General features: G+C 69.8%; 14 protein-coding genes. 13 read left to right on the top strand and 1 reads right to left on the bottom strand.

The window, feature by feature from the left end; translation table 11 throughout:
- Positions 1-117: 117 nt before the first annotated feature.
- The gene (locus tag KHF85_RS15360; RefSeq protein ID WP_284567332.1) at positions 118-2547 is read right to left on the bottom strand and encodes a penicillin-binding protein 1A; all 2430 of its coding nucleotides are present in this window, start codon (positions 2545-2547) and stop codon (positions 118-120) included.
- A 216-nt stretch (positions 2548-2763) separates the two neighbouring features.
- Here KHF85_RS15360 and KHF85_RS15355 point away from each other — a divergent pair, with 216 nt between their 5' ends.
- From KHF85_RS15355 to tkt, 13 genes are all read left to right on the top strand, one after another.
- The gene (locus KHF85_RS15355) at positions 2764-3822 is read left to right on the top strand and encodes a pilus assembly protein PilM (protein ID WP_345782167.1); all 1059 of its coding nucleotides are present in this window, start codon (positions 2764-2766) and stop codon (positions 3820-3822) included.
- A complete protein-coding gene (locus KHF85_RS15350; RefSeq protein ID WP_284567330.1) occupies positions 3822-4565 on the top strand; it encodes a PilN domain-containing protein in 744 nt (247 codons plus the stop codon). Before KHF85_RS15355 ends, KHF85_RS15350 begins: the two co-directional genes overlap by 1 nt.
- A complete protein-coding gene (locus KHF85_RS15345; protein WP_284567329.1) occupies positions 4562-5236 on the top strand; it encodes a type IV pilus inner membrane component PilO in 675 nt (224 codons plus the stop codon). Before KHF85_RS15350 ends, KHF85_RS15345 begins: the two co-directional genes overlap by 4 nt.
- Positions 5233-5772: a pilus assembly protein PilP gene (locus KHF85_RS15340; RefSeq protein ID WP_284567328.1), complete on the top strand. Its 540-nt coding sequence runs from the start codon at positions 5233-5235 to the stop codon at positions 5770-5772. The genes KHF85_RS15345 and KHF85_RS15340 overlap by 4 nt, the downstream gene beginning before the upstream one ends.
- Positions 5773-5792: 20 nt before the next feature.
- Positions 5793-7694: a type IV pilus secretin PilQ gene (locus KHF85_RS15335; protein ID WP_284567327.1), complete on the top strand. Its 1902-nt coding sequence runs from the start codon at positions 5793-5795 to the stop codon at positions 7692-7694.
- Between the two features lie 178 nt (positions 7695-7872).
- Positions 7873-8892 (top strand): AAA family ATPase, encoded by a 1020-nt coding sequence (locus tag KHF85_RS15330; RefSeq protein WP_284567326.1) that lies wholly within the window; start codon positions 7873-7875, stop codon positions 8890-8892.
- Positions 8893-9014: 122 nt separating this feature from the next.
- Entirely contained in the window at positions 9015-9944 is a 930-nt protein-coding gene (locus KHF85_RS15325) for a DUF58 domain-containing protein (RefSeq protein WP_284567325.1), read from the top strand.
- Positions 9941-10396 carry a DUF4381 family protein gene (locus KHF85_RS15320; RefSeq protein WP_284567324.1) on the top strand — a complete coding sequence of 152 codons (456 nt, stop codon included), beginning with the start codon at positions 9941-9943 and terminating at the stop codon, positions 10394-10396. The genes KHF85_RS15325 and KHF85_RS15320 overlap by 4 nt, the downstream gene beginning before the upstream one ends.
- Positions 10393-11436, top strand: a complete 1044-nt coding sequence (locus KHF85_RS15315; protein ID WP_284567323.1) for a vWA domain-containing protein — start codon at positions 10393-10395, stop codon at positions 11434-11436. The genes KHF85_RS15320 and KHF85_RS15315 overlap by 4 nt, the downstream gene beginning before the upstream one ends.
- Positions 11433-13247 carry a vWA domain-containing protein gene (locus KHF85_RS15310; protein ID WP_284567322.1) on the top strand — a complete coding sequence of 605 codons (1815 nt, stop codon included), beginning with the start codon at positions 11433-11435 and terminating at the stop codon, positions 13245-13247. The genes KHF85_RS15315 and KHF85_RS15310 overlap by 4 nt, the downstream gene beginning before the upstream one ends.
- Positions 13244-15034: a BatD family protein gene (locus KHF85_RS15305; RefSeq protein ID WP_284567321.1), complete on the top strand. Its 1791-nt coding sequence runs from the start codon at positions 13244-13246 to the stop codon at positions 15032-15034. Before KHF85_RS15310 ends, KHF85_RS15305 begins: the two co-directional genes overlap by 4 nt.
- Positions 15035-15339: 305 nt before the next feature.
- Positions 15340-16677 (top strand): dicarboxylate/amino acid:cation symporter, encoded by a 1338-nt coding sequence (locus KHF85_RS15300; protein WP_284567320.1) that lies wholly within the window; start codon positions 15340-15342, stop codon positions 16675-16677.
- 154 nt (positions 16678-16831) lie between these two features.
- Complete coding sequence (tkt, locus tag KHF85_RS15295; protein ID WP_284567319.1) at positions 16832-18832, top strand: transketolase; 2001 nt, start codon at positions 16832-16834, stop codon at positions 18830-18832.
- Positions 18833-18989: the final 157 nt, after the last annotated feature.

Below are 18989 nucleotides of genomic sequence, written 5' to 3'. Positions count from 1 at the left end.
GCCGGGCGAGGCTGCATTCTGCTCGAATCGTCCGGCGACGCAGCGTCCGCCAGCCATCGCCGCCTCGGCTCCAGGACCCGCCGAGTCCCGAGTCCCCGGTCCCGAGTCCCGCGCTCCTCAGAAAATGTCGAACGCCGCGTCGTCGGTCTTCTGATCCTGCTGGCCGTAGTCGAACTCCTGGATGCGGTCCATGTCCTCGACCTTGACCCATTCGGTGGCGCCGTTGAGCGTGGCCTGGACCATGCCGGCTGGCGGATCGTTGCTGGCGATCGGCTTGTCCTTCAGCGCCACGCGCATGTACTCGATCCAGATCGGTAGCGCCGCCTTGCCGCCGTATTCGCGGTAGCCGAGCGAGCGGAAGTCGTCGCGGCCGACCCAGACGGTGGTCACATACGGGCCGCCGAAGCCGGAGAACCAGGCGTCGCGGTGGTCGTTGGTGGAGCCGGTCTTGCCGCCGACGTCGGCGCGGCCCAGGACCTTGGCCGCCGTGCCGGTGCCGCGCTGGACCACGTCGCGCATCATCGAGACCAATTGGTAGGCGGTGCGCTCGTCGATCGCGCGCGGCGCCACCTTGGCCTCGGGATCGGTCGCCGGCGCGGTCTCGGCCGGGGTCGGCGTCGCGGCGGCGGTGGCCGCGGGCGGCGGTGGCGGCGCGGCGCTGCCGAAGTTGAAGCCGTCGACCACCTGGCTGGCCGGGGTGGCGCTGCCGCCGACGCTGCCGCAACTGCGGCAGGCGGTGGGCGGGTGCTCCTGGAACAGCACGTTGCCGTCGCGGTCGGTGACCTTGTCGATGATCCAGGTGTCCACCCGCGAGCCGCCATTGACGAACACCGCATAGCCGCGCGCCACCGACAGCGGGGTCAGCGACGCGGTGCCCAGCGACATCGACAGGTTGGGTGGTAACTCGGCCTCCTGGAAGCCGAACTGGCTGATGTACTTGCGTGCGAAGTCCACGCCGATGCTGTCGAGCAGGCGCACCGAGACCAGGTTGCGCGACTGCACCAGCGCCTCGCGCAGGCGCATCGGCCCCTTGAAGCCGCCGCCGTCGTTCTGCGGCGACCAGGTCTTGCCGCGGCGATCGCGGAACACCACCGGCGCATCGAGCACGATCGAGGCCGGGTTGAAGCCCTTCTCGAACGCGGCCGCATACAGGAACGGCTTGAAGCTGGAACCCGGCTGGCGGCGCGCCTGGGTGGCGCGGTTGAACTTGTTGCCGGCATAGCTGAAGCCGCCGACCAGGGCGCGCAGCGCGCCGTTGTTGGCGTCCAGCGACACCAGCGCCGATTGCCCGCGCGGCAGCTGGGTGATTTCCCACTCGCCCGGCTTGTCGCCGGCCTGGATCCGCACCATGTCGCCGCGCTTGAGCAGCGTGGCCGGGCTGCGCCCGGTCCAGCGGCTGGACGCGACCGGCAGCACCAGTTCGGTCTTGTTGACCAGCACCACGGTGGCGCTGCCGTCGCTGCCGGTGGCGGCGACGATGCTCGGCAGCATGCCGCCCTGCGCATTGATCCCGGCGAGGTGGCTGGCCAGCGCGGCCGCGTCGGCATCGGCGGCGACGTCGAAATGCTTCTCCACGCCGTTCCAGCCATGGCGGCGGTCGTAGATCACCAGGCCCTGGCGCACCGCATGGTTGGCCGCGGCCTGCAGTTCGGTATCGATGGTGGTGGTGACGTGGTAGCCCTTGTCGAGCACGTCGCCGCCGAAGCGGGCGATCATTTCCTGCCGCACCAGCTCGGCCACGTAGGGCGACTCGACCTCGACCGGGCGCTCGTGCGGGGTCGCATGCATCGGCACCGCCTTGGCCGCGTCGGCCTCGGCCTGGCTGACGAAGCCCAGCGCGGCCATGCGGCTGAGCACGTAGTTGTCGCGGCGCTGCTTGGCGCGCTCTGGGTTGCTGATCGGGTTGCCGCTGGACGGGAACTTGGGGATGCTGGACAGCGAGGCCATCTCGTCCAGGCTCAGTTCGTTGAGCTTCTTGCCGTAGTAGTACTCGGCCGCGGCGGCCACGCCGTAGGCGCGGTTGCCGAAGAAGCTCTTGTTGAGATACAGCTCGAAGATCTCGTCCTTGCTCAGCTCGGCCTCGATCTTGCGCGCAAGCAGGATCTCGGCCAGCTTGCGGGTATAGCTGTATTCCGAGCTCAGGAAGAACTGGCGGGCGACCTGCTGGGTGATCGTCGAGCCGCCCGGCACGCGCTTGTCGCTGGTGGTGGCCAGCAGCCACACCGCGCGGGCGATGCCTTTGTAGTCCACTCCGCCGTGCTGGTAGAAGCGCGCGTCCTCGGTGGCCAGGAACGCCTGCTTGAGCCGCTCCGGCACGTCCTTCATGGTGATCGGATAGCGCCGGGTCTCGCCGAACAGGGCCATCAGCTTGCCGTCGCTGGCATAGACGTACATCGGCTCCTGCAGCTCCACCTGGCGCAGCGTCTGCACGTCCGGAAGCTTGGAGGACACCACGTAATAGAGCCCGCCGGCGGCCGCGGCTCCGATCAGGGCGAGGACGAAAAAGGTGACCAGCGCCCAGCGCAGCCAACGACGAAAACGGGGCATCGAGAGAGATTCCGATTGCAGATTTCTTGGGCGCAGAGTATAGAGTACGCCGGGGAACGGCTGGGGCCGGTTCCGGGGATGCGACGGGTTTGCTGCCGCAGGACATGCCTTGACGGAGGTCACGCCATGCCAGGGCGGTTGCCAATTGCAAAAAAATCGTTATTAATGCGCGGGCGCAACAGTAGCGTCCAAGTGCCCGTCGGCAGGGGAAAATCCGTGGGGCTTATCCCAAAGAGTCAGCAACCGCTGATCGGTGTCGATATCAGTTCGATCGCGGTCAAGCTGTTGCAGCTGTCGCGTAGCGGCAACCGGTACCGCGTAGAGCATTATGCCGTGGAACCCCTGCCGCCCAACGCCGTGGTCGAGAAGAACATCGTCGAGGTCGAAGCCGTGGGCGAGGCGATCCGCCGCGCCGTGACCCGTTCCGGCACCCGCGCCAAGCATGCCGCGGCGGCGGTGGCCGGCTCGGCGGTGATCACCAAGCTGATCCCGATGCCGGCCGAACTGGACGAGAGCGAACTGGAAGCGCAGGTCGAGTTGGAGGCGGTCAATTACATCCCGTATCCGATCGAGGAAGTGAACCTGGACTTCGAGGTGCTGGGGATCATCCCCAACAATCCGGAGATGGTGCAGGTGCTGCTGGCCGCGTCGCGCTCGGAGAACGTCGAGCTGCGCCAGTCGGCGCTGGAACTCGGCGGCCTGATCGCCAAGGTCATGGACGTGGAGGCCTTCGCGGTCGAGAACGCGTTCGCGCTGGTCGCCAGCGAGCTGCCGGTGGCCGCCGACGGCGTGGTCGCCCTGGTCGATATCGGCGCCACCATGACCACGCTCAACGTGCTGCGCGGCGGGCGCAGCCTGTACAGCCGCGAACAGGTGTTCGGCGGCAAGCAGCTGACCGACGAAGTGATGCGCCGCTACGGCCTGACCTACGAGGAAGCCGGCATGGCCAAGCGCCAGGGCGGGCTGCCGGAAAGCTACGCGATCGAGGTGCTGGAGCCGTTCAAGGAAGCGACGGTGCAGCAGATCAGCCGCCTGCTGCAGTTCTTCTACGCCGGCAGCGAATTCAACCGGGTCGACCACATCGTGCTGGCCGGCGGTTGCGCGGCGTTGGCCGGGTTGCCGGAGATGGTCGAGGAACAACTGGGGGTGGCGACCGTGGTCGCCAACCCGCTGGCGCAGATGACCCTGGGGCCGAAGGTCCAGGCGCATGCGCTGGCCCAGGACGCGCCGGCGCTGATGATCGCCACCGGCCTGGCTCTGAGGAGCTTTGACTGATGGCAAAAATCAATCTGCTGCCCTGGCGGGCAGAGCGGCGCAAGCAACGCGAACGCGAGTTCTACGCGATGCTGGGCTTCGCCGCGCTGGCCGGGGTGCTGCTGGCCTTGCTGGTCTGGTTCTACTACGACCGCCAGATCACCGGGCAGAACGAGCGCAACGCCTACCTGCAGACCGAGATCGAGAAGGTCAAGGCGCAGAACCAGGAAATCGACAAGCTCGACGAACAGAAACGGCGCCTGCTGGCGCGCAAGCGGGTCATCGAGGAGTTGCAGGCCAAGCGCTCGCAGATGGTGCACCTGTTCGATTCGCTGGTGCGCACCATCCCCGATGGCGTGGTGTTGACCGCGGTCAAGCAGGAAGGCGACATCCTGACCCTGGAAGGGCGCTCGCAATCCAATGCGCGGGTCAGCGCCTACATGCGCAACCTCGAAGGCTCGGGCTGGATGACCAATCCGGAGCTGTCGGTGATCGAGGCCAAGGCGCAGGACAAGGAGGCCAAGGGCCCGATCGTCGACGCCAAGGCCCTGCCGTACGTGTTCACCCTCAAGGTCAAGCTGCCGGTTCCGGGCGACGCCTCCGAATCGGTGCCGGGCGCGGCCGCGCCGGCACCGGGTGCGGCCGCCACGCCTGCGCCGCCCGCCGCTGCCGCGCCTGCTGCAGCGAACGCAACGACTGCACCCGCGACGCCGCCGGCCGCTGCGCCGGCCGCCACGCCAGCGCAACAGGGACCGGCGTCATGAGCAAGAAATTCAACGTAAAAGACCTCGACTTCAACAACATCGGCAACTGGCCGCAGCAGGCCAAGATCGGCTTCTGCGTGCTGCTCACGCTGTTCATCCTGATCATGTCCTGGTTCCTGCTGCTCAGCGACAAGCGCGACGAGCTGGGTTCGCTGGAGCAGAAGGAAACCGAGTTGCGCGCCTCGTTCGAGAAGGAGCAAAGCCGCGCGGTCAACCTGCAGCCGCTGAAGCAGCAGCTGGCGCAGATGGAGCAGGTGCTGCAGCAGATGCTGCGGCAGCTGCCCAGCAAGACCGAGATGCCGGACCTGATCATCGACATCTCGCAGACTGCGTTGTCCAGCGGCCTGGCCAACGAGCTGTTCCAGCCCGGTCCGGAGTCGCCGAAGGAATTCTACGCGGAGAAGCCGATCGCGCTGCGCATGGTCGGCAGCTACCACCAGTTCGGCGCCTTCGTCAGCGGCGTGGCGTCGCTGCCGCGGGTGGTGATCCTGACCATGCACGACATCAATCTCAAGCCCAAGGACAGGAAGGCCGGACTCACCGTGCGCGGCGAGCTGGAACTGTCCGGCACGGTCAAGACCTATCGCTATCTGGACGACAAGGAGATGGCGGACCAGGAGAAGGCGGCGGCCGCGGCGAAGAAGGGTTCCAAGCAAGGCGGTGGCGCATGACGCGGCGGACCGCGGCATTCAAGTGCGTGGCCGGGCTGGCGCTGGTGGCGCTGCTCGGCGGTTGCGGCCGTGGCGTGAGCAGCACCCCGGGCGATGCGCCGAACCTGGAAAACTGGGTCAAGGAGGTGCGTGCGCGGCCGGCGCAGCCGCTGGAGCCGCTGCCGGTGATGCAGCAGTTCGAGACCTTCGAATATTCGGCCCAGGGCCTGCGCGATCCGTTCAGCGATGCCTGGTCGAGTCCGGATGGCAACAACGGCCTGCGCCCGGATCCGAACCGACGCAAGGAACCGCTCGAGCAGTTCCCGCTGGACGGCCTCAAAATGGTCGGCACGCTGGGCAACGGCGGTGGCCTGGTGGCGCTGGTGATGGCGCCGGACAAGGTGACCTATCGGGTCCGGCCCGGCATCTACATGGGGCAGAGCGATGGCCGCGTGACCGGGGTGCACGAGGATCGCATCGATTTGATTGAACTGGTGCCGGATGGCGCTGGCGGTTGGCTGGAACGTCCGGCCGCTGTGGCGCTGGACGATCAATGATTGATTATGGGGATAGCACGATGACTTTTTCCAAAGCCCTGAGCCTGCGTCCCATCCGGCGCGGCGCGACGGTGCGGCTACGCGCATTGGGGTTGGCGACGCTGCTGGGGAGTTCGGCGGTGATGGGCGCGGCGCTGGCGGCGACGCCGGCGGCGGGTCCGACGGCGGCGGCAGCGCAGGCGCCGGCCAAGCTCACGGTGTCGAAGATCGACTTCAAGCGCGGCGACGGCGATGCGGGGCGGCTGATCCTGCACTTCAGCGGCGCCGGCGCCAGTCCCGATCTGCGCACCCAGGGCAACACCTTGGTAGTCGATGTCGGCAACGCCGCGTTGCCTGCGGAGCTGCAGCATCCGCTCAACGTCACCGACTTCGCCACGCCGGTGCAGCGCATCGACGCCAAGCCCTACGCCGGTGGCGCGCAGCTGGTGCTCAGCACCAATGGCCCATTCGAGTCGATGGCCTACCAGTCGGGCAACGACTACGTGGTGGAGATCTCGCCGCGGACCTCGGCGCCGGCGGTGGGTGCGGTCAGCGCGAGTACGGTCAGCCAGGCGGCGGCGCAGGTCGCCGCGCGCGGCTACAGCGGCCGCCCGGTGACGTTCAATTTCCAGGACGTGCCGGTGCGCACCGTGCTGCAGCTGATCGCCGAGGAATCCAACCTCAACATCGTCGCCTCCGACACCGTGCAGGGCAATGTCACCCTGCGCCTGGTCAACGTGCCGTGGGACCAGGCGCTGGACATCGTGCTGCGCGCCAAGGGCCTGGACAAGCGCCGCGACGGCGCCGTGGTCTGGGTCGCGCCGCAGCAGGAACTGGCCAAGTTCGAGCAGGACAAGGAAGACGCGCGGATCGCGATCGAGAACCGCGAGGACCTGACCACCGACTACATCCAGATCAACTACCACAGCGCCTCCACGATCTTCAAAGCGCTGACCGAGGCCAAGGGCATCGGCGGCGGCTCCGGCGGCGGCAGCGGTGGCGGTGGTGGCAGCGGCCAGACCGACAACGGCTTCCTGTCGCCGCGCGGGCGCATCGTCGCCGACGAGCGCACCAACACGCTGATGATCAGCGACATCCCGAAGAAGATCGCGCAGATGCGCGAGCTGATCAACGTGATCGACCGTCCGGTCGACCAGGTGCTGATCGAGGGCCGCATCGTCATCGCGACCGATACCTTCGCTCGCGACCTGGGCGCCAAGTTCGGCATCGGCGGTGCCCATACCTATGGCGACAACACCGCGACCGTCGGCAGCGGCGCGACCGGTGGCAACACCGCGGCCACGCGCGGGCTCAATGTCAATCTGGGTGGCACCACCTTCACCAGTGCGCCGACGCTGCCGAGCCTGGCCTATACCCTGCTCGGATCCAACTTCAACCTGGATCTGGAGCTGTCGGCGCTGCAGGAGGAAGGCCGTGGCGAAGTCATCTCCAACCCGCGCATCGTCACCTCCAACCAGCGCGAGGCGGTGATCAAGCAGGGCAAGGAGATCGGCTACATCACCATCACCGGCGGCACCGGCGGGACCGCGGCGACGCCGAATGTGCAGTTCAAGGAAGTGCTGCTGGAGCTGAAGGTCACCCCGACCATCACCGACGACAATCGCGTGTTCCTGAACATGAACGTGAAGAAGGACGAAGTCGACCAGTACCGCGTGCTCGAAGGCTACGGCACCATCCCGGAAATCAACCGCCGCGAGATCAATACCGCGGTGCTGGTGGACGACGGCCAGACCGTGGTGATCGGCGGCGTGTACGAGTTCACCGACCGCAACAGCATCTCCAAGGTGCCGTTCCTGGGCGATATCCCGTTTCTGGGCAATCTGTTCAAGAAGCGCGGCCGCAGCAAGAGCAAGGCCGAGCTGCTGATCTTCGTGACCCCGAAGGTGATGCGCGTGGCCAAGCGCGCGCCCAGCGCCGGCTGACGCGCGCGGGCCGTGCCGAGCGCCCGCGCACAGGCGAGGCGGTGCTGGCATCAGGACGGGAGAAGCATGCGCTTCTCCCGTCTTCGTTTTTGCCGGAGGATGAGGCAAATCTGAATTTGCGGCCGATGCTCGCGCTGCGCGCAGAACCATTTCACCGCCGATGGGTCAAACTCGGCACATGAACACCACGCCCTCCAGCTTCGATCCCACTCCCGCCGCGCCCGAGCAGCAGCGCCTGCACGCGGCGTTCCTCGCCCTGCGCGACGGCTTGTCCGAAACCATCGTCGGCCAGTCCGCGTTGGTGGAGCGCTTGCTGATCGCGCTGCTCGCCGATGGCCACCTGCTGGTCGAAGGCGCGCCCGGCCTGGCCAAGACCACCGCGATCCGCGCGCTGGCCGCGCGGCTGGAAGCGGATTTCGCCCGCGTCCAGTTCACCCCGGACCTGTTGCCGGCCGACCTCACCGGCACCGAGGTGTGGCGGCCGCAGGAAAGCCGCTTCGAGTTCCTGCCCGGGCCGATCTTCCATCCGATCCTGCTCGCCGACGAGATCAACCGCGCGCCGGCCAAGGTGCAGTCGGCGCTGCTCGAAGCGATGGGCGAGCGCCAGGTCACGGTCGGCCGGCATACCTATGCGCTGCCGAAGCTGTTCCTGGTGATGGCCACGCAGAACCCGATCGAGCAGGAAGGCACGTTCCCGCTGCCGGAAGCGCAACTGGACCGGTTCCTGATGCACGTGCGGATCGGCTATCCGGAAGCGGCCGCCGAGGCCGAGATCCTGCGCCTGGCGCGCGAGCGCGCGCGCGAAACCCTGGACCACGGCGAGGCGCCGCCGCCGCGGATGCCGCTGGAGGACGTGTTCGCCGCGCGGCGTGAGGTGCTGTCGCTGCACATGGCGCCGCCGCTGGAGCGCTACCTGATCGAACTGGTGCTGGCCTCGCGCGACGCCAGCGGCTACGACCCGGCATTGGCGCGGCGCATCGCCTGGGGCGCCAGCCCGCGTGGCTCGATCGCGCTGGAGCGTTGCGCGCGCGCACGGGCCTGGTTGGCCGGACGCGACTTCGTGACTCCGGACGACGTGCGCGCGGTCGCGCCGGACGTGCTGCGCCATCGCGTGCTGCCCAGCTACGAGGCCACGGCCGAGGGCTGGGACGGCGATCGCCTGGTCGCCGCGCTGTTGGACAAGGTGCCGCCGCCTTGAGCGAGCGGCGGCGCCAATCCGGGCGGCCGCAGCGGCGCAGCACGTCGGCGTATCGCGTCGCCGTGCGGCCAGCGCGCGGCAGCGTGGCGCATGCGAGGTAAGCGACGATGGCGGTGCAGGTGATGCCTCCGCAGACGCCACGCGCCGATGCCGCGACCGGCGCGGACGGCGTGCGGCCGACCCTGGCCGAACTGGTGGCGCTGCGCGCGAGCGTGGCGCGGGTGCCGCCGCCGCGGCGCGGCCGCCATGGCCTCAGCGGCAGCGCGCCGGCAGCGTTGCGCGGGCGCGGCATGGAGTACGCCGAGTCGCGCGAATACGTGGCCGGCGACGACGTCCGCCATATCGACTGGCGGCTCACCGCGCGCAGCGGGCGCACCCATACCAAGCTGTTCCAGGCCGAGCGCGAGCGGCTCAGCCTGATCGTGGCCGATACCGCGCCGACGCTGTATTTCGGCACCCGCGTGCGTTTCAAGTCGGTGCAGGCCGCGCGTGCCGGCGCGGTGGCGGCGTGGACCGCACAGCGCCAGGGCGACCGCCTGGCCGCCTTGCGCGGCAGCCGCAGCGAGGCGCCGGTGCCGCCGGCGGCCGGGCCGCGCGGCGCCCTGCGCGTGCTCGACGCGCTGGCGCGCTGGTATGCGCAGCCGCCGCAGGACGATGCCGGCCTCGGCGTGGCGCTGGAACACGCGGCCAAGCTGCTGCGGCCCGGCTCGCGGCTGGTGGTGCTGGCCGATCCGGCCAGCGCGCACGCAATTCCTGCGGCGCGCTGGGCCGGGCTGGCGTTGCACAACGACGTGGTGCTGCTGTTGCTGGCCGACGCGCTGGAACTGCAGCCGCCGCGCGCGGCGCTGCCGTTCTGGGCTGGCGGGCGCCGGGTGGAAATCGATTTGCAGGCGGGCAGCGCGCAACAGCGCTGGCACCACCAATTCGTCGCGCCGCTGGAAACGCTGGCCGCCGAACTGCCCGGCCGCGGTGTGCAGGTGCGCGTGCTGCGCAGCGATGCGGCCAGCGAATCCTGGCTGCTGCCGGCGCCGGACGCGAGCGCGCCGCGATGACGCCGCAACAACTGCCGCTGCGCGATGTGCATCTGCCGCCGGCACCCGCCTGGTGGCCACCGGCGCCGGGCTGGTTGCTGCTGGGCGCCGCGGTGTTGTTGGCGCTGGGCATCGCGTTCGGCCTGTGGGCCTGGCGGCGCGCGCGGCAGCGCCGCTGGCAGCGCCAGTTCGATGCGGCGCTCGCCACCGGCGCTGCGCCGGCGCAAGTGGCCGCGGTGTCGGAATTGCTGCGCCGCGCGGCGCGCCGGCGCGACCCGGCCGCCGCCGCGTTGCAGGGCGAAGCATGGCTGCGCTTCCTCGACGGCGGCAAGCGCCAGGACTTTTCTGCCGGTCCGGGCCGGGTGCTGCTCGATGGCGGCTATCGGCGCGAACTGGAGCATGCGCAGCTGCAGGCGCTGCTGCCGCTGGCGCGGCGCCGCTTCCTCGAACTGATGGACGGGCGCCGGCGATGATGGCGATGAGCACGCTCTCGCTGCACTGGCAGAACCTCAGCGATCTGCTCGCCGGGTTTGCCTGGCCGTGGATGTTGCTGGCGATGCCGCTGCCGCTGCTGGCACGTGTGTTGCTGCCGGCACAGCGCGGCAGTGCGCCGGCCCTGCGCGTGCCGTATGCCGCGCAGCTGCAGGCGGTGGCGGCCGCACCGGCGCGTGGCGGCCTGTGGCGGGTCGGCCTGTGGCTGACCTGGCTGGCCTGGTTCTGCCTGTGCGCCGCGGCGGCGCGGCCGCTGCAGCTGGGCGAGCCGATCTCGCCGCCGCAACAGGCGCGGCAGTTGATGCTGGCGGTGGATTTGTCCGGCAGCATGAGCGAGCCGGACATGACCCTGGGCGGACGCGTGGTGGATCGCCTGACCGCGGCCAAGGCGGTGCTGGCCGACTTCCTCGACCGCCGCGACGGCGACCGCATCGGCCTGCTGGTGTTCGGCCAGAAGGCGTATGCGCTGACCCCGCTGACCGCCGACCTGGCCACCGTGCGCGATCAACTGCGCGACAGCGTGGTCGGCTTGGCCGGGCGCGAGACCGCGCTCGGCGACGCGATCGCGCTGTCGGTCAAGCGCCTGCGCGAGCAGCCGCAGGGCGACCGGGTGCTGATCGTGCTGACCGACGGCGTCAATACCGCCGGCGTGCTGGAACCGAGCAAGGCGGCGGAGCTGGCCAAGGCCGAACACGTGCGCGTCTACACCATCGCCTTCGGCGGCGCCGGCGGCTATTCGCTGTTCGGTCTGCCGATGCCCGGTGGCGGCGGTGGCGGCGGTGGCGACGACCAGGTCGACGAGGACACCTTGCGCAAGATCGCGCAGGACACCGGCGGCCGCTTCTTCCGCGCCCGCGACACCGAGCAACTTGTCTCGATCTACGCCGAGCTGGAGCGCCTGGAACCGGTGCGTTCGGCCGGCCCGGCGGTGCGCCCGCGGATCGAACGCTATGCGTGGCCGCTGGGCGCGGCGCTGCTGCTGGGCTTGATCGCCTTCGTGTGGCCATGGAGGCGGCAATGAACGCGGTGCTCGGCTTCCTGGAGGCGTTGCATCTGCTGCGGCCGCAGTGGCTGTGGGCGCTGTCGTTGCTGCCCTTGCTGGGTTGGAGCTGGCTGCGCCGGCGCCGGCGCAGCAATGTGTGGCGGCACGCGGTGGACGCCCACCTGCTGCCGCATCTGCTGGCCAAGGAGGATGGCCGGCAATCGCTGTCCGGCCTGTGGCTGGCCGCGCTCGGCTACCTGCTTGCGGTGGTGGCGCTGTCCGGGCCTAGCTGGCGCCAGGAACAGCAGCCGCTGTGGCAGTCGCGCACGCCGCTGGTGATCGCGCTGGACCTGTCGCCGCGGACCGAGGCCGGCGACCTGCCGCCGTCGCGATTGCTGCAGGCGCGCGCCAAGCTGGCGACGCTGCTGCGCGAGCGTGCCGGCGGCGAAGTCGCGTTGCTGGCCTACGCCGGCGAACCCTACACGGTCGCGCCGTTGACCGACGACGCGGCCAACGTCGCCCTGTTCCTGGACGCGCTGTCGCCGCAGGTGATGCCGGTGCCTGGACAGCGCAGCGACCTGGCCATCGATTGGGCAGCACAGTTGCTGCGCCAGGCCGGGTTCGCCCGCGGCGACATCCTGTTGCTCAGCGACCAGGCCGACGCGCAGGCGCAGCAGGCCGCGGCGCACGCGGCCGGGCAGGGCTACCGGGTGTCGGCGCTGGGACTGGGAACCGCGCAGGGCGCGGCCTATCGCGACGGCCAGGGCGGCGTCGGCCACGCACAACTGGATGCCGCTTCGCTGCAAGCGCTGGCGAGTGCCGGCAACGGCCGCTACGCCATGCTGACGCCCACCGATGCCGATCTGCGCGGCCTGGGCGTGCTGCAACCGGCGCAGCAGCAGGATGCGACGGCCGCCGCCGAGCACAGCGGCCGGGTCTGGCTGGACCAGGGCTACTGGCTGCTGCCGCCGCTGTTGCTGCTGGCCCTGTTCGCGTTCCGCCGCCGCGCTGGCGCTGGCGTGCTGCTGGTGTTGCTGCTGCCGCTGGCGATGCCGTTGCCGGCGCATGCAGCGGCCGCCGAGACGCTCGGCGGCGACTGGTGGCGGCGTGCCGACCAGGTGCGCCAGCAGCGTCTGGACGCGGGCGTGCAGGCCTATCGCAAGGGCGATTTCGCCGCCGCGCAGCAGCAGTTCGAAGGCATCGACAGCGACCAGGGCTGGTACAACCTGGGCAATGCGCTGGCCCGCCAGGGCCGCTACGACGAGGCGATCGACGCCTACGACAAGGCGCTGCGGCAGCATCCGCAGATGCCCGATGCGGTGGCCAACCGCGCCGCGGTCGATGCCGCGCGCAAGCGCCAGTCCGGGCAGAACCAGTCCGCGCAGAACAAGCCGGGACAACAGGGCAAGGACAGCACGCAGCAGAACCAGAAAGGCCCGTCGCAGGCCGGTGCCGGCGGCGCGCCCAAGGGCCAGGACCCGGCGCAGGCCAAGGCGCCGTCGCCGGCGGATGCGCAAGGCCAGCCGGGGCAGAAGAATGCGCAATCGCCGGCGCCGGGCGCGCCCAAGGATGCGCCGCCGCCGGGTCCGCCGAAGCCGGGCGATGCGCAGGCGCAGCAGCAGGCCGATGCGGCGCAGCGCCAGCAGATGCAACAGGCGATGGCGCAGCAGGGCACGGCGGGCAAGCAAGCGGCCGCACGCGCCGCCGCGGCCGCGGCGGAAACCCCGCAGCAGCGCGAGCAGCGGCGGGCGGTGGAGGCCTGGCTGCGGCGCGTGCCGGACGATCCGGGCAACCTGCTGCGCGCCAAATTCAAGCTCGAACACGAACGCAGGCAGCGGGAAGGACCATGATCGAACCCAAGCAACGCCGCTGGCGCGCAGGCGTGTGCGCCGCGCAGACGCATTCGGCAAGGCTGGCCCGGTGGGCGACGCTGGCGCTGCTCGCCGCGCTGGCGCTGCCGGCATCGGCCGCCACCCGCGCGTGGCTGGACCGCGACAGCATCGGCGCCGGCGAGGGCGTCACCCTCAACATCGAGACCGACCAGGGCGTGGTGGCACCGGAGTACGCACCCTTGCGCGCGCAGTTCGCGCTCAGCGACGAGGTCAACAACCGGCAGATGCAGATGGTCAACGGCCAGGTCACGGCCAAGTCGCTGTTCGGCGTGGTGCTGACCCCGCGCGTCACCGGCACCTTGGACATCCCGTCGCTGCGGGTCGGCAACGAGCGCACCGCGCCGCTGCGGCTGCAGGTCGCCGTGGCCGCCGCGGCGCCGGCCGGCAGCACCGGTGCCGGCGATCCGGCGCAGCTCGGCAATGCCGACGTGCTGGTGCAGACCGTGGCCGACGACGCGCACCCTTACGTGCAGCAGAGCGTGGGCGTGGTGGTGCGGTTGTACCTGGGCGTGCCGCTGACCTCGGGCGAGCTGGATCTGGATCCGCCGGCCGGCGCGGCGCTGCAGCGCATCGGCGACGATGTGCAGAGCCGGCGCGAGATCGACGGACGCATGTTCACCATCGTCGAGCGCCGTTACCTGCTGGTGCCCGAGCGCAGCGGGCCGTTGACGCTGCCCGGCGCGCGCTTCCGCGGGCGCGGCCCCAGCGGCTTCTTCGACGATTATTTCGGCCGCGGCGGCGACCTCACCGCGCGCAGTGCCACGCAGACCCTGCAGGTGCGCGCGCAACCGGCCAATGCGCCGCAGCCGTGGCTGCCGCTGCACGACCTGCGCCTGCGCTACACCGCCACGCCGCAGCGTGCCGTAGTGGGCGAGGCGGCCGACATCGTGGTCGAGGCCAGCGCGCGCGGCGCCACCCAGGCGCAGTTCCCGGAGCTGCCGACGCCCAGCGTCGATGGCGCGCAAGTGTTCGCCGAGCCGCCGCAGTTCGACGAGAAGTTCGTCGACGGCAGCCCGCAATTGAAGATCACCCGGCGCTACTCGATCGTGCCGCAAACCGCCGGGCCGTTGCGGGTCAGCGGGCTGCGCGTGCCGTGGTGGGACGTGGCGGCCGGCAGCGCGCGCGAGGCCAGCTTGCCCGATCTGAACCTGCAGGTGCTGCCCGGCCGCGCCGCACCCGCCGCGCCTGCCGCGCCGGCCAGCGCACCGGCGCCGAGCGTGGACGCGGCGCCGGCCGGCAACGCGGTGACGCCGACCCACGCGGTGTCCGGCTTGCTTGGCGCGTTGCCGCTGTGGATGGCGCTCGCCGCGCTGTTCGCGCTGTTGTGGCTGGCGACGCTGGTCTGGGGTTGGCGGCGCGGACGCGCTTCGCGTACGCCGGCCGGCGCATACGCTGCGTCGTCCGCGTCGTCCGCGTCGTCCGCGGCGAGCACTGCGCCACGCGCCCGCTACGGCCTGCCGGACCTGCGCAAGGCGCTGGACGGCGGCGGCCTGGACGAGGTGGCGGCGATCCTGTGCACGCAGGCCGGTGTCGCCGATCTCGATGCGTTGCTGACCCGCTTGGACGACCCCGCGCAACGCGAAGCGGTGCTACGCCTGCAACGCGCCCGCTGGGGCGACGCCGGCGATGTGCCGGGCGCGCGCGCCGCCCTGCGTGCGGCGTTCTGGGCCGGGCCGCACTGGCGCGATACGCCGCGCAAGCAAAGCAAGGACGACCTGCCGCCGCTGTATCCGCGCGACGCGTGAGAGCGTCGTTGCGGGCCTGAGCGAGGCGGCGCGCAGCGTATTCGCCAGGGCCTGTCATCGATTCCCACGGATGTCGCGTTGGGTCTGGCAGGCCCAACCCGCAGGGCCGCTCTTGTTCGCCCTCGGCGCTACGTCATCGCCGGGGCAGAGCCATCCTCCATGCCTTCTCGCTCTTGCTCGCCCCGTGCACGCACAAGCGCGGCGCGATCTGCCTGGAGAGCGAGGACACGCCCTAGGTGACGCCGGCTCGCAGCCCGCCATTGCGGGTTTGTTAAGCTCGGGGTTCACTCCTGCAAGGCAACACCATGACCGACACCTCCGTGAAGGCCAAGACCGGCATGCCCTTGCACTGGAAAATGGCGATCGGCTTCGTGCTCGGGCTGGTGCTGGGCCTGGCCGTGCACCTGAGCGTGGGCGGCGATGCGGCCTGGGTGCAGGCGCTGACCACGTACCTGACCACGCCGTTGTCCACGCTGTTCCTCAGCCTGATCTTCATGCTGATCGTGCCGCTGCTGTTCTCGGCGCTGGTGATGGGCATTTCCGAGATGGGCGACATCCGCGCGCTGGGCCGGATCGGCTGGAAGACGCTGGGCTATACGGTGGTGCTGTCGGGCATCGCGGTGCTGCTCGGGCTGGTGCTGGTCAATGTGCTCAAGCCAGGCATCGGCGTGGACCACGCACTGGCGCAGCAACTGCTGCTGCAGAACGCCGAGCGCGCCGCGCAGATCGTCGACCAGAGCAGGCATCAGCCGCGCGGCATGGACATGCTGCTGTCGATCGTGCCCGACAACGTGGTCGCCGCCGCTTCCAGCAACGGCGCGATCCTGTCGCTGATGTTCTTCGCGGTGATGTTCGGCGTGGGCATGGTGCTCAGCGACGACGCCAAGGTGGCGACGCTGCGGCGCGGCATCGAAGGCGTCTTCGAGATCTCGATGACCCTGATCGGGCTGGTGATCCGCCTGGCGCCGTACGCGGTGGCCTGCTTCATGTTCAACCTGGCGGCGCTGTTCGGCTTCGAACTGTTGATCCGGCTCGGCGCCTACGTCGGTGTGGTGGTGCTGGCGCTGGGCCTGCACATGGTGGTGACCTACGGGTTGGCGGTGAAGTTGGCCGGGCGCTCGCCGCTGGCGTTCTTCCGCGCCACCCGCGAGGCCACGGTGATGGCGTTCTCCACCGCCTCCAGCAACGCCACCTTGCCCACCGCGCTGCGCGTGGCCGACGAGATGGGCCTGCCGAGCAAGGTGTCGCGCTTCGTGCTGACCGTCGGCGCCACCGCCAACCAGAACGGCACCGCGCTGTTCGAGGGCATCACCGTGATCTTCCTCGCCCAGTTCTTCGGCGTGGAGCTGAGCATCGCGCAGCAGTTCATGGTGATGCTGGTGTGCATCCTCGGCGGCATCGGCACCGCCGGCGTGCCGTCCGGCTCGCTGCCGGTGGTGGCGCTGATCTGCGCGATGGTGGGGGTGGACCCGGTCGGCATCGGCATGATCCTGGGCGTCAACCATTTCCTGGACATGTGTCGGACCGCGTTGAATGTGACGGGGGATCTGGCGTTGACGACGTTGGTGGCGAAGGGGGAGGGGGATGGGCGGGACTCGGGACTCGGGACTCGGGACTCGGGACTCGTGAAGCGCTGTCCGTGACCGGTTATGGCATTTGCGCAGTGCGATAGGCGATAGGGATGCGTGGCCGCTAGCCTCTTGCGAGTCCCGAGTCCCGAGTCCCGAGTCCCGCACTCCCCAGCCTGTGGGACAATAGCGAACCCGACGCCCCGCGCCCGCTGCCAATAGAACCCACATGACGACGCCTACCCGCCGCCAGCTTGCCAATGCGATCCGCTTTCTCGCCGCCGACGCGGTCGAGGCCGCCAAGTCCGGCCATCCCGGCATGCCGATGGGCATGGCCGACATCGCCGAAGTGCTGTGGAACGACTTCCTCAGCCACAACCCGAACAATCCGAAGTGGTTCAACCGCGACCGCTTCGTGCTCTCCAACGGCCACGGTTCGATGCTGCAGTACGCGCTGCTGCACCTGTCCGGTTACGACCTGCCGCTGGACGAGCTGAAGCGCTTCCGTCAGCTGCACAGCAGGACCGCCGGCCATCCCGAGCGCAGCGAAACCCCCGGGGTGGAGACCACCACCGGCCCGCTCGGCCAGGGCTTCGCCAACGCGGTCGGTTTCGCGCTGGCCGAGAAGCTGCTGGCGCAGCGCTACAACCGCCCCGAGCACCAGATCGTCGATCACCGCACCTGGGTGTTCATGGGCGACGGCTGCATGATGGAAGGCATCTCCCACGAAGCCGCCTCGCTGGCCGGCACCTGGGGCCTGGGCAAGCTGGTCGCGTTCTGGGACAACAACCATATCTCCATCGACGGCAACACCGCCGGCTGGTTCAGCGACAACACCCCGGCGCGGTTCGAGGCCTATGGCTGGCATGTGCTGCGCGATGTCGATGGCCAGGATGCCGATGCGATCAAGGCCGCGATCGAGGCCGCGCTCGGCGAGAGCGACAAGCCGACCCTGATCTGCTGCCGCACCACCATCGGCTTCGGTGCGCCGAGCAAGGCCGGCAAGGAATCCTCGCACGGCGCGCCGCTGGGCAAGGAAGAACTGGAAGGCGCGCGCAAGGCGCTGCAGTGGCCGTACGGCCCGTTCGAGATCCCGCAGGAGATCTACGACGGCTGGCGCGCCGGTGGCGCCGGCACGCTGCGCCAGGCCGAGTGGGAACAGGCATTTGACAAGTACGCCAGGCAGTTCCCGGCCGAGGCCGCGGAGCTGACCCGGCGCTCGCATGGCGAACTGCCGGAGGACTTCATCGCCCAGGCCGACGCCTATATCGCCAAGCAGGCCAGCGAGGCGCAGACCATCGCCTCGCGCAAGGCCTCGCAGATGGCGATCGAAGCGTTCGCGCCGCTGCTGCCGGAACTGATCGGCGGTTCGGCCGACCTGGCGCATTCCAACCTGACCCTGTGGAAGGCCAGCAAGTCGGTCGCCAGCGACGACCCGAACGCCAATTACGTGTACTACGGCGTGCGCGAGTTCGGCATGACCGCGATTGCGAACGGTCTTGCGCTGCACGGCGGCTTCATCCCGTTCGACGCCACCTTCCTGGTGTTCAGCGACTATGCGCGCAACGGCGTGCGCATGAGCGCGTTGAACCCGGCGCATGCGATCCACGTCTACACCCACGATTCGATCGGCCTGGGCGAGGACGGCCCGACCCATCAGCCGGTGGAACACCTGGCCTCGCTGCGCTACATCCCCAACAACGACGTGTGGCGCCCCTGCGACACGGTGGAGTCGGCGGTGAGCTGGAAGGCCGCGATCACCCGCCAGGACGGCCCGAGCTGTCTGGTGTTCAGCCGCCAGAACCTGCCGTTCCAGGTGCGCAGCGACGCGCAGATCCAGCAGATCGAACGCGGCGGCTACGTGCTGGCTGATGCCGGGGGCGGCGTGCCGGACGTGATCCTGATCGGCACCGGTTCGGAAGTGGGCCTTGCCGTGGAGGCGAAGAAGGTGCTCGATGCCGCGGGCCTGAAGACCCGCGTGGTGTCGATGCCCTCGACCGACGTGTTCGACCGCCAGGACGCGGCCTACCGCGAATCGGTGCTGCCGAACGCGGTGCGCAAGCGGGTGGCGGTGGAGGCCGGCGTCACCGGCTTCTGGCGCAAGTACGTGGGCCTGGACGGCGCGGTGGTCGGCATGGACACGTTCGGCGCCTCGGCACCGGCCGACCAGCTGTACACGTACTTCCAGATCACCGCCGAGCACGTGGTCGCGGCGGCGAAGGCGCTGTAACGCCGCGTCTTCCGCGGGAACGAAAAAGGCCGGCGCAAGCCGGCCTTTTTCTTGTGCGTGTCTGCGCCGTTGCGTAATCCGGATGAGCCACCTGTAGGAGCGGCTTCAGCCGCGACCGGGCTTCACCAGGAAGATCCGGTCGCGGCTGAAGCCGCTC

The organism is Xanthomonas graminis pv. graminis, assembly GCF_030168915.1.
Lineage (GTDB): Bacteria > Pseudomonadota > Gammaproteobacteria > Xanthomonadales > Xanthomonadaceae > Xanthomonas_A > Xanthomonas_A translucens.
This window is presented reverse-complemented; position numbering and strand designations above follow the sequence as displayed.